Origin of the sequence: Synechococcus sp. R55.8 (assembly GCF_047461895.1) — a bacterium.
In the GTDB taxonomy this organism is placed as follows: domain Bacteria; phylum Cyanobacteriota; class Cyanobacteriia; order Thermostichales; family Thermostichaceae; genus Thermostichus.
In genome coordinates this window covers 15,666-26,263 of sequence record NZ_JANSIB010000029.1, presented here as the reverse complement: position 1 = coordinate 26,263, position 10,598 = coordinate 15,666, and the positions used below count along the sequence as shown (strand labels likewise).

Below are 10,598 nucleotides of genomic sequence, written 5' to 3'. Positions count from 1 at the left end.
TCCCGACACTGACCCTACGGGTACAGTGCGGGGCTCCTGCGATTTCTAGCTGAATGTTGAATTTGAATTGAGAATTGAGGGATGGAAGGAGATCCACTCTTTTTCTATCCCGCATTGGACTTGTGGCTCTCGCCAGCTTGAACTTGCATCCAGCCGAACAAAGTTGCGATTGTCAGTTGGATCCCTTGGGCAAACGCAGGAGTGGGGATCACCTCTTGGGGATCCTCATGCACCGTCGGCTGCTGCCCGGCAGGGTAGGCGAAAACAACCCTTTCTTCGGGATCCACCACCCACCCCATTTGGCAGCCGTGATCCAGGCCGATCAAGATTTTTTTGACCAGCTTCATTGGATTTTGATCGGGAGAGAGAATCTCGATCATCCAATCCGGGCAAAAGGGGATGAGATTTTGAATGGTGCCATCTTCATCCACAGGGATCCGATCCCAGGGGATCACAGAAATATCGGGCACAATCGCGTATCCGGCGAAGGTGCAGCGCAGCTCTGGAAATGCCATTCCCAGTTGAGAAGGCTCCAACATCTCGTTAATGAAGCTACCCAGTTTTAGTTGGAGACGGCTATGTTTTCCCTGTGGTATGGGCTTCTGGATAATTTCTCCTTTGATGAACTCGCTGGCGGGCTGAGTTTCCGGCTGTTGTAGAAAGTCTTCCAGAGTTAGAGGCTTGGCAGATAGACTGACCATGGCTTTCTCCCATCACGCTGCTATCCGATTAACAATAGACTGAGAAAGTATCAAAGCTGATCAAATCAAAACAGATCCCTGTCACGTTGTTGCCAAGTCATTTGGCGGTCATAAGGGCTTTTGCCGGAAAACAACCCCATCAGCGGCCCCAAAATGGCCCCAAACACAAAACCGCCCGCATGGGCCCAGTAAGCAATTCCCCCACCCTGCATACCGATATTGGTAGGCGTCTGTAGGCTGGCAATGCCGTAGAAAGCTTGCTGGATGAACCAAAAGCCCAGGAACACCCAAGCCGGAACGTAGAGGGTTGTGATGAAAATACCCAAGGGCACCAAGGTTAGGATCTCGGCCCGTGGAAAGCGCAAAATATACGCTCCCAATACGCCGGCAATAGCGCCGCTTGCCCCCAGTGAAGGAATGGGGGATCCCATATCGAAAAACCACTGCGTTAGCGCAGCCAAAGCTCCGCAAGCCAGGTAAAAGATGAGGTAGCGCACATGGCCCAAGCGATCCTCAACGTTGTTGCCGAAAACCCACAAAAAAAGCATGTTCCCGCCAATGTGGAGAAAGCCCCCATGCAGAAATTGTGAGGTGAATAGGGTTACCCATTCTGGACGCGACGAAGAGGTGAGCTCCCCTCGAAAACTGGCCGTCAACTCTATCGGTACCACTGCCCACTCTCGGAAAAAAGCTGCCAGCTCTTGTGGCGACAGGGTTAGCTGGTACAGAAAAATTAAGATGTTAACGATCACCAAGGCATAAGTGACATAGGCTGTGCGGGTGGTTGGGTTGCGATCTTGCAGGGGTACCACAGTTCAGATCCGGTTGACGTCACCCTCTAGCCTAACCTGTCCTTTCCCACCCCCCCAGGCTCACCTCTAAGCCCCTACCTGAGGCTACACTAGGGTAACCTGCTGGGAGCTTTGCTGGTGAACCTATTTCAGTTTTCAGTCAAGCCCGCCCGGCAGAGGATAAACTGCAAGGCTGGACTAGAGGAGTGGATTGATGTCCGAGGTTGAAAGCCCCACTGCCCCGCTCAAGTTTTTGATCGTCGAAGATCATCCAGAGGTGGCTCAAAACAACTGTGAGTGGCTGCAACGCATTGCAGCAGATGCTCAATGTATTACGGTCACCAATCCCATGGACGCCATCCTGCGCCTGCAGCGGGAACAACCAGACTTGGTTGTAGCCGATCTGCTCTATGGTCAAACCAGCGGAGAGCAGTCTGCCGAGCCTGGCCTAGAGTTCCTGCGCCATATCTTTGAGAACTACCCCACCTTGAATGTGATGGCCTATTCCAGCGAGCCGCTGCTGCTCACTCCATTGGTGGGCCTGATCAGCAAACACCAGGGTGGGTTTGCCGCGGTCAACAAAATGGAACGGCGCACCGTGTTTTTGGAGGGGGCCAAAAGTGCCCTCAATGGAGAATTGCGCATGCCGCGGGAGTTGCGCGGTCTTACGAAGCTGACGGAACGAGAAATTGAGGTCTTGAACTTGCTCTGCAAAGAAGCCCTCACCGATCAGGCCATCGCAGATCGCATTCACACCAGCAAGAAGACCGTACAAAACTGTATCCAGAGGCTCAAAGAAAAGTTGGATATTTTCGGCTCTGAGGATGAGATCAATGCTCGCGTTGCCATGTGTATGACAGCCGTTCAGAAAAAGATTATCCAGTGGTGAAACAGAATAGATTATGAGTTTGTCTCTAAACACTACTTTGGCATAGATTGCCAATGGAGCTTATCCAAGAAGTGAGGGGGGATAAGTGATGTTATTAGAGGCCGAGACAAAGCTGGTACGGGATAAGTCACTGGGATACCTCGTAACAACAGAAGAAACGCCAATCGAGAAATGGAGCCCTTTTACTTTGCTGATGCGTGTTGTGTCGGTATCTTTATCTACATTGCTACTTATTGGACTTCCTATCTTCGCAGTTCTATCGGCAATACTTTCTGCCTTAGGGACATGGATCCCTAGCACTTTGGCCAGTGGCATACCTCCTATTGCTATGGCTTTTTCTGGATTGTTGGGTGGTTTATCGATGCTTCTTTGGTACTATTGGTACTCAAATCAACCCTATAAATCTAGGGTTGTTATTTTGAGCAATGGCTTCATTTATCATGACATCTATCGTGACATCCTAGGAAAGCAGAACAGACTTGCCTATAGGTATAACGAAATTGTCTCAGTGAACGTGGACTTCAGTAAGAAGAGTGTCGGTTTTGTCAAATCAGAATGCTACCCATACTACAGCTACTACATCAATTGCCAAGGAAATCCTGTCGTATCTATATCTTCCCCGTCTTTGCCTTTGATGAGGTATGTAGCCAGCTACATTTGCTCCACGCGCTGGAAAGGCATGAGAGAAGCAATTGAGCGTGGACAAGAGGTTTCATTTGGATGCGTTGCCATAAGTAGGGAGTACGTTAGAGTCAAGGATTTCGGTTCTTCAGAGCGATTGTTATTTAGGATCCAGGCTATCAAAGAGATTAAGCTGTGCATTGATAGTGAGGATGGTTACGTATTCCGCCTGGAGTTTATCTCAGGGTCTAGGTCAACAAAGAGCTCTGATTGTTACTTCCGCTGTGACAAGGTAGATAACTTCCATCTATTTTTCAAGACACTCAAGCTTGTGGGTATCCCTATGAACCTTTCTGAGCTTCCAGCACGTCTCACCTTTGAGAATCATATTAGACAGGCAACAGATGGCTAGACACCAACCGAATGGAGGAGGCACCGATCTTTGGGTACAGCCTTTCCAGGAGATAAGCAAGGTAGTACTGCACGGCAAAGACAAAGAGCACGCATGAGGAAAAAGCAGGCTTCCATAGCTTCCGCCTTTATTTCCTCGAGACGACTGGGCGCCGGACAGCTTTCAACTTGGATCAGTGGATCCCCAGTGCAGAGGCAAACACACTGTGGCCCACAATGGCCTCTACCACAACACTTATGGCAAACCCCAACATGGCCAGCCGTCCGTTCCATCGCTCCGCCTTCTCCGTCCAGCCAATCTCCCACTCCGGCGGGGTATCGCCGTCTTGACCGTACTGCGGCACGTACCGCGGGCGACCGGCGCCTTCCCAGCCAGCAGGGCGCTTGGAGTTGAAGAAAGCCATCGAGCCAATCACAACAGCGGCCACCAGCCCGGCCACCATGACGGCAATGTAGGGGAGGAAGGGATTGTCAAGCATCATCGGACTGTCGAGATAGGGATAGATAGGGATTGAAGGGTGAAAAAGCTCCCAAAAAGGGTAGAGCTGTAACATCTCAAAGCCGAAGAGAAAGTCTGTGAGATGTCCAATGTGGCTCTACCGAAAAGTTCTTCGACAAATTATTGCAGGTTATTGCAGACCTAGCCACTGGGCGAGAGTGCTGGCAAAAACACTGTGGCCCAGCACCGCTTCTGTAGCAATGCTGATCACCAAGCCCAACATGGCCAAGCGTCCATTCCAACGCTCCGCTTGCTCTGTCCAGCCTGGGATCCAGTCGTTGGTGGTGTCGTAGTACTGGGCAACAGAAGCGGAGTCCAGACGAGAAGGGATTCTGGGAGACGATTGCATTGCTAATACCTCGTATTGGTTGCTGTAACCAAACTTAACACAAAGTTACATTTTGTGACAAGCTTCGCTTTCAGGTCAGGGAGGAAGGGATCCCTGGATGCTGGAAGGGATTGGGCGGATGGGTTTGCCGAAGGCTGGCCGGAAGCGATGTCATACTGAGGGAAGCAGGCTTTTTGCGCAGACCATGGCGGTATCCCCCCTTTCTTCTCTCAAGCTTGACCATTCTTTCGATCTGGCTGCCCAGGTGCGGTCAGATTTTCCGATTTTGCAGCGCCAGGTCAACGGCCACCCGCTAATTTACTTTGACAATGCCGCCACTTCTCAAAAGCCACTGGCGGTTATGCAGGCGATGGATCATTACTATCGACACTGCAACGCCAACGTGCATCGCGGGGTGCATACGCTGAGCAACGAAGCCACAGATGCCTATGAGGGGGCGCGGGAAAAGATCGCTCGTTTTGTGAACGCGCCTTCTCCTCAGGAGATCATCTACACCCGCAATGCCAGCGAAGCCATCAATCTGGTGGCCTACAGTTGGGGCTTGAGCCATCTGGAGCGGGGGGATGAGATCGTCCTCTCGGTGATGGAGCATCACAGCAACCTGATCCCGTGGCAATGGGTGGCCCAAAGGACGGGAGCCCACCTCAAGTTCATCCAGATCACGCCAGAGGGAGAGCTGGATCTGGAGCACTACCGGTCTTTGCTCAGCGACCGCACCCGCTTGGTGGCGGTAACCCAGGTCTCCAACATGCTGGGATCCATCAATCCCGTCCAGGAGATGACTGAGCTGGCCCATCGCTACGGGGCCAAGGTTCTGCTGGATGCTTGCCAGAGTGTGCCCCACATGCCTGTGGATGTCCAGGCGCTGGATTGCGATTGGTTGGCCTTTTCGGGGCACAAGATGTGTGGCCCAACGGGGATTGGCGTCCTCTACGGCAGGCGGGAGCTGCTGCGAGCGATGCCCCCTTTTTTGGGTGGGGGAGAGATGATCGCCGATGTGTACTGGGATCACGCCACCTATGCGGATATCCCCCACAAATTTGAGGCTGGTACGCCGGCGATTGCCCAGGCGGTGGGGCTGGGGGCAGCCGTAGATTACTTGAGCCAGATCGGTCTGGAGCGGGTTCATGCCCATGAACAAAGGTTGATTACCCACCTGTTGGACGGGATCCAGCACATAGCGGGTATTACGGTTTATGGCCCCAAGGATCCGGCGCGACGGGCAGGGCTGGTCAGCTTTTCGGTGGAGGCTGTCCATCCCCATGACCTGTCTACTTTGCTGGATGAGCAAGGCATTGCCGTTCGAGCGGGGCACCACTGCACTCAACCCCTCCATCGCTATTTGGGAGTACAATCCACTGCCCGAGCCAGTGTTTACCTGTACAACACGTTGGCGGAGGTGGATCGCTTTTTAGACGTGTTGGCAGAAGCGGTGGAGTTCTTCGGCGCTGCCCTAAGCTAGGGATCCGGGATAGACCTCTGAAGAGATGAGGTAGACTCATGCCTTGGGATCTGGGGCGGTTCTGGAACACGCTCACCTACTATGAGGCCCTGCCTTGGGCTGAGGTGTGGCGTCGGGTTCAAAATGGGTTCCAGGCCGTGGAGGATGATTTTGTGCCACCTTCTCTTTCCGAGCCGGTCGCTATCCAGATAGGGGTGGTGGGGGAAGGTTTGCCTGACGGGTTGGCGGAGGCCCTGCGGCAGCAGGGCGTGGAGGTGAGCCATACGCCAGATTGGGCGACAGCAACCGTGATCCTAGGTTTGGGGGATCCACCAACGGCCAAGGCTTATCTGGAGCAATTGCGCAGCAGTGGGCAAACGGAGCGGATGCTGTTCGACTTTCGCCGGCCCAACCCGGATTTGCATCGGTTTTGGGGCATTTTGGACGATGTGGTGATGGGCGGGGCGAGCCAAAGCCAACTGCTCTGGGGAAAGGAGGAGCTGCTGTTCGCAGGCCAGGTTTCCACGGCCAACTTTGGGGGGTTTGTTTCCACGCGCACCCGCAATTGTCAGCCGCCGCTGGACTTATCGGAGTTTGCCGGTCTGGAGCTGCGCCTGCGAGGGGATGGGCAGCGGTATAAGGTCTTACTGCGGGATCAAGGCGGCTGGGACAGCCCCGCCTACGGCTATGCGTTCGACACTGCGCCGGGAGAAGAGCAGACCGTTCAGATCCCCTTTGCGGAGATGGTTGCCACGTTCCGCGCCCGCCTTGTGCCTTCGGCTCCTGCGCTCAATACTCGCCAGATCTGCTCTCTGCAGGTGATGTTGAGCAAGTTTGAGGCGGATGGCCGCTTGAACCCCCGTTTCCGACCGGGGCCTTTTCAACTGGGCTTGCGCTGGATTGGGCTGTATCGTCGGGAGCCTCTGCCGCAATTGATCGGGGTGGCGCGGGGATCCCTTGCCCCGGAGTGGATAGCTGCCCTGCAGGGTAGCTCCAGCCGTTGGTGTGGGGTGGAGATTCCGGCGGAGACAGAGGGATCCGCTCTGGCAGCCCAGTTGCTCCGCCTCCTGCGCTCGCCTCAGAGCGTGGGCCGGGTGGTGTCTTCAGAAGCTTTCCATGCCTAGCTTTCTGGGCCGCCTCAAGGGATCCCTGGGGATGGGTTTTTTGGCCGGGCTATGGCTCCTATGGGGGCAGGGGATCCCCTATCTGTTCGACTGGGATGAGCTGATCTACGCCAGCTTGGCGCGGCAGATGCTGGCCAGCGGGGATCCTTTCTCGTTGGCCATCAACGGGGAGCCTTTTTTCGAGAAGCCCCCTCTCTTTTTTTGGCTGCAGGCCCTGTCCATGGCTGTTTTGGGGATGAACGAAGGGGCAGCGCGCTTGCCCAATGCTTTTGCTGGCGGGATCACGGTGGCGCTGCTGGTGGGGTGGGGATCCCATCTGCGTGGGGTGGGGTTTGGCTGCCTATGGGGGATCTTGCTGCTGACAGGCTACCTGCCCTTGTTTTTTTACAAAACCGGCCTCATCGACCCGCTGTTGAATCTGGGGATGGGGGTGGGTCTGGGATCCCTGTTGGCCGCGGATCAGGCGCGTCGGGTGGGGTGCTCCGGTCGGGTTTGGAAGGCGGTGGGGGCGCTGGCTCTGGGCTTGGCGGTGTTGGCCAAAGGGCCAGTGGGGTTGGTGTTGCCGCTGCTCATCTGGGTTGGCTACAAGGTCTGGCACCGGGATCCTCCCCTTCGATGGGGGGAGAGCCTGGTTTTCCTCAGCCTAGCTGTGGCTGTTCCCCTCACTTGGCTGGCGTTGGAGGGGGTGCAACGGGGGCCAGAATGGGTGGAAGAGTTTGGGCGCTACCAATGGCGCATCCTCACCAGCTCAGATGGGCATCCCGGCCCGGTTTATTTTCATCTGTTGGCCTTTGCCCTAGGGTGCTTTCCCTGGGGTTCTTTGGCTTTGGCCGGGATCCTGCAGACGATCCCCAGGAGTATGGGCTCGGTGGATTTGACTCGGCGGGCAGAACATCTGCTGTTGGTGGCTTTTGGGGTGGTGCTGGCCCTGTTTTCGCTGCTGGTGCAAACCAAGCTGGTTCACTACACCTCGCTGCTGTACCCCATTGGGGCCTACTTTGCTGCCCTGCGCTTGCAGCGCCTGGTTGCTGAGAAAAGAGGGCCCAGTTTTTGGGAAAGTGCCTGGATCCTGCTCAGTGGCTTGTTTTGGCTGGCCCTGTGGCTGTTGCTGCCCTGGCTGGGATCCCAGGACCCCGCTGGGCTAGTCCAAGCATGGGTCTTTGCCGGCATCCCTGACGACTTTTCCAGCAGCTTGGTGCTGGGATACCTGCAGGCTGAGGTGGAGTGGCCAGTGTTGACCTACGTCCCCGCCGCGATCCTGCTGCTGGGAATTCTCCTTTGGAGTCGAGGACGGCGGCGGGCTTGGGGCTGGACAGTTTTGCTCTTGGCCACGGGACTGAGCGCCCAACTGGCCTGGTGCTGGGTCTTCCCCCGCCTGCTGCAACACACCCAGGGGGGAGCCGTCCACTTTTTCCGGCAGTTTGCCACTTCCGAAAACAACGCCCAGCCGGCTCTCTCTGGAACGGTGGGCCTGTACGGCTTTCGCTCTTTTGTACCCTATTTTTATGGCCCGCTGCAGGTTCCCTACGCCGCCAGCCCAGAAGAGCTGGCCGACTGGCAAGCCCAGGGGCAGGCGCCCGACTACCTGGTTACCTGGGATCCCTTTGTAGCTGAACTTACAGCTCCCGAGGGCGAACAGGCAGCCATTCTGGGATCTTGGCGGGTCGTCGAGCGCCGCAGTCCCTTTTGGCTGTTGAAAAAAACCTCTTCTCCTCCCTAGGCCCCAGATGAGCCAGTACGTGCTGCGCATCAGCGATATTCCTGCCCAAGATCGTCCCCGCGAGCGGCTGCTCAGCCAAGGGGCAAGGCACCTCTCCCACGCCGAGCTGCTGGCCATCTTGCTCAACACTGGCCAGGGGCCGGGCAAGCTCTCGGCAGTCGGCCTAGCCCAGTTGCTCCTGAAAAAGTTAGAAGCCCAAGGGGATCCCTTGGCCCAACTGCGCCAGGTGGAGGCAGGGGAGCTGCTGCAAATTGAAGGCATTGGCCCGGCCAAGGCAGCAACGGTGTTGGCCGCCATCGAGCTGGGGCGACGGGTGTTTTTGGGTCGCCCGCCAGAACGCACGGTGATCGAGTCGCCGGAACAGGCAGCCATGGCCCTGAGCGGCGACCTGATGTGGGAGACCCAGGAGCATTTTGCCGTTTTGCACCTAGATATCAAGCACCGCCTCATTGGCCAGCAGATCGTAACCCGGGGGACAGCCACCGAAACCCTCACCCATCCGCGGGAAACCTTCCGCAGCGCCATCAAGCAAGGAGCCAGCCGCATCCTGGTGGCCCACAACCACCCTTCCGGCAGCTTGGATCCCAGCCCAGAAGACCTTGCCCTCACCCGGCAACTCTTGCAGGCGGGGCAGCTGCTGCAGATCCCGGTTTTGGACCACCTCATCTTGGGCGGCGGACAGTTCCTCAGCTTGCGCCAACGCACCACCCTTTGGCAGGAGTTTCCCCAGCCGGAGTAAGCCTCACCCTCTCCCAGAGGGAGAGGGGAGTAATGCAACGGAAATGTTTCATTCATTACTGTATTCGCCACCATTTATTCGCCACCATTTGGGTTGACCACGCCCAAGGGATCCCTGTGTGTGGGCTCTCAAGAATTGGGCAGCGGCTCAAAGCGCATCCCCACCTTGAGCTGGCCGCCATTGACCAAGTCCCAAGCGGACTGTTCTTTTTTGCCAGGCAGTTGCGCCCGTCGAATCAACAGGGATCCCTCTCCTGTGGCTACGTAGATCCCTTCTCCTCTGGCCAACCCCACCACTTCTCCGGGACTGCCCTGGGGGATTTCAGGGGGTGGCGAGTGCAGTTGGGGAGAGGCGGAGCGGACAATCTTTATCCGCTGTCCCTCTATACCGGTGAAACAGTTGGGAGAAAAGGCGCGGATTTGGTTGTGCAAGGCCTGGGCAGGGCGCTGCCAGTCGAGGTGAAAGTCTTGTTTTTTGAGCAAAGGGGCGTAGGTTGCCCGGGATCCATCCTGAGGAATAGGGGTGAGTTCCCCTTTCTCCAATTTCAAGAGCGTTTCCACCAAGAGTTCTGCCCCCAGTTGAGCCAGTTGGGGTGCCAATTCTAGGCTGGTTTGCTCTGGCCCAATGGGTAGCTTGGCCTGGAGCAGGATGGCCCCCGTATCCATTCCCTCATCCATGAGCATCGTGGTTACGCCGGTCTCGGTTTCGCCGTTGGCAATGGCCCACTGGATGGGAGCAGCGCCACGATAGGCCGGCAACAGGGATCCATGCACATTCACACAGCCCAGCTTGGGCATCTGCAACACCGTCAGGGGCAAGATCTGGCCGTAGGCCACCACCACAAACACATCGGCAGCCAGCGCCTCCAGAGCCGCCAGCACTTGGGGATCCCGCCGCAGGCGGACAGGCTGCCACACCGGGATCCCGTGGGCCTGGGCGAGAACCTTGGTAGGGGGGGGAAGCACCTTTTGTCCCCGTCCCTGGGGCCGATCCGGCTGGCAGACCAATCCCACCACTTCAAAGGGAGACTGCGGCTGCAACAGGATCTGCAGCGAAGGCAGGGCAAACTCTGGCGTGCCGAAAAAAACAACCCGCATGGCCAACCCCAACGAGCACTGTCCTTCAGAATACGCTCAGCCAGCGGCTGCAAACGCTCGGCTACTTACTATCTCCTCCGTCAACTGACACCCGGAGATTCAGTCTGGGAGGCAGGAGAAGGGGGTGGCGGCTTATCCAGCGGAGAGATTTCTCTCTCTGAGATGGGGGATCGCCCGGTCAAGGGCACCTGCGGGGACTGCCAAAAGGCAGGCTGT

Annotated in this window: 11 protein-coding genes; 6 read left to right on the top strand and 5 right to left on the bottom strand. The window is 56.6% G+C overall.

The genetic code is table 11. The features are described 5' to 3' along the window. Positions 1–104 precede the first annotated feature (104 nt). Both NW829_RS04685 and NW829_RS04680 read right to left on the bottom strand, forming a co-directional pair. Positions 105–701, bottom strand: coding sequence for a Uma2 family endonuclease (locus NW829_RS04685; RefSeq protein WP_414412639.1), 597 nt, complete (start codon positions 699–701; stop codon positions 105–107). A gap of 65 nt (positions 702–766) precedes the next feature. Further along, a complete protein-coding gene (locus NW829_RS04680; protein ID WP_414412638.1) occupies positions 767–1,513 on the bottom strand; it encodes a rhomboid family intramembrane serine protease in 747 nt (248 codons plus the stop codon). Positions 1,514–1,706: 193 nt separating this feature from the next. Here NW829_RS04680 and NW829_RS04675 point away from each other — a divergent pair, with 193 nt between their 5' ends. After that, complete coding sequence (locus NW829_RS04675) at positions 1,707–2,381, top strand: response regulator transcription factor (protein ID WP_011433588.1); 675 nt, start codon at positions 1,707–1,709, stop codon at positions 2,379–2,381. A gap of 88 nt (positions 2,382–2,469) precedes the next feature. After that, positions 2,470–3,414 carry a hypothetical protein gene (locus NW829_RS04670; RefSeq protein WP_414351995.1) on the top strand — a complete coding sequence of 315 codons (945 nt, stop codon included), beginning with the start codon at positions 2,470–2,472 and terminating at the stop codon, positions 3,412–3,414. Between the two features lie 172 nt (positions 3,415–3,586). On the opposite strand, the gene psb35 is transcribed toward NW829_RS04670, so the two are convergent. Together psb35 and NW829_RS04660 are read right to left on the bottom strand one after the other, a co-directional pair. Beyond that, complete coding sequence (gene psb35 / locus NW829_RS04665; protein ID WP_414331646.1) at positions 3,587–3,895, bottom strand: photosystem II assembly protein Psb35; 309 nt, start codon at positions 3,893–3,895, stop codon at positions 3,587–3,589. A 147-nt stretch (positions 3,896–4,042) separates the two neighbouring features. Beyond that, entirely contained in the window at positions 4,043–4,261 is a 219-nt protein-coding gene (locus NW829_RS04660; RefSeq protein ID WP_011433585.1) for a hypothetical protein, read from the bottom strand. A 184-nt stretch (positions 4,262–4,445) separates the two neighbouring features. Between NW829_RS04660 and NW829_RS04655 the strand changes: the two genes are divergently transcribed. From NW829_RS04655 to radC, 4 genes are read left to right on the top strand one after another with little or no spacing between them, the layout of a single operon-like run. Further along, on the top strand, positions 4,446–5,723 hold the full coding sequence (locus NW829_RS04655) for a cysteine desulfurase (RefSeq protein WP_414416545.1): 1,278 nt from the start codon (positions 4,446–4,448) through the stop codon (positions 5,721–5,723). Positions 5,724–5,761: 38 nt separating this feature from the next. Further along, the gene (locus NW829_RS04650) at positions 5,762–6,826 is read left to right on the top strand and encodes a CIA30 family protein (protein WP_414416544.1); all 1,065 of its coding nucleotides are present in this window, start codon (positions 5,762–5,764) and stop codon (positions 6,824–6,826) included. Beyond that, positions 6,819–8,546, top strand: a complete 1,728-nt coding sequence (locus NW829_RS04645; RefSeq protein WP_414416543.1) for an ArnT family glycosyltransferase — start codon at positions 6,819–6,821, stop codon at positions 8,544–8,546. The genes NW829_RS04650 and NW829_RS04645 overlap by 8 nt, the downstream gene beginning before the upstream one ends. 7 nt (positions 8,547–8,553) lie before the next feature. Further along, entirely contained in the window at positions 8,554–9,285 is a 732-nt protein-coding gene (gene radC, locus NW829_RS04640) for a RadC family protein (protein ID WP_414329627.1), read from the top strand. Positions 9,286–9,413: 128 nt separating this feature from the next. Here the strand turns inward: radC and fmt are convergent, their stop codons facing one another. After that, on the bottom strand, positions 9,414–10,382 hold the full coding sequence (gene fmt / locus NW829_RS04635) for a methionyl-tRNA formyltransferase (RefSeq protein ID WP_011433580.1): 969 nt from the start codon (positions 10,380–10,382) through the stop codon (positions 9,414–9,416). Positions 10,383–10,598 lie beyond the last annotated feature (216 nt).

Coding starts and splice junctions, on each gene's coding strand:
- NW829_RS04685 (WP_414412639.1), bottom strand. CDS start 701: ATGGTCAGTCTATCTGCCAAGCCTCTAACTCTGGAAGACTTTCTACAA.
- NW829_RS04675 (WP_011433588.1), top strand. CDS start 1,707: ATGTCCGAGGTTGAAAGCCCCACTGCCCCGCTCAAGTTTTTGATCGTC.
- NW829_RS04670 (WP_414351995.1), top strand. CDS start 2,470: ATGTTATTAGAGGCCGAGACAAAGCTGGTACGGGATAAGTCACTGGGA.
- psb35 (WP_414331646.1), bottom strand. CDS start 3,895: ATGATGCTTGACAATCCCTTCCTCCCCTACATTGCCGTCATGGTGGCC.
- NW829_RS04660 (WP_011433585.1), bottom strand. CDS start 4,261: ATGCAATCGTCTCCCAGAATCCCTTCTCGTCTGGACTCCGCTTCTGTT.
- NW829_RS04655 (WP_414416545.1), top strand. CDS start 4,446: ATGGCGGTATCCCCCCTTTCTTCTCTCAAGCTTGACCATTCTTTCGAT.
- NW829_RS04650 (WP_414416544.1), top strand. CDS start 5,762: ATGCCTTGGGATCTGGGGCGGTTCTGGAACACGCTCACCTACTATGAG.
- NW829_RS04645 (WP_414416543.1), top strand. CDS start 6,819: ATGCCTAGCTTTCTGGGCCGCCTCAAGGGATCCCTGGGGATGGGTTTT.
- radC (WP_414329627.1), top strand. CDS start 8,554: ATGAGCCAGTACGTGCTGCGCATCAGCGATATTCCTGCCCAAGATCGT.
- fmt (WP_011433580.1), bottom strand. CDS start 10,382: ATGCGGGTTGTTTTTTTCGGCACGCCAGAGTTTGCCCTGCCTTCGCTG.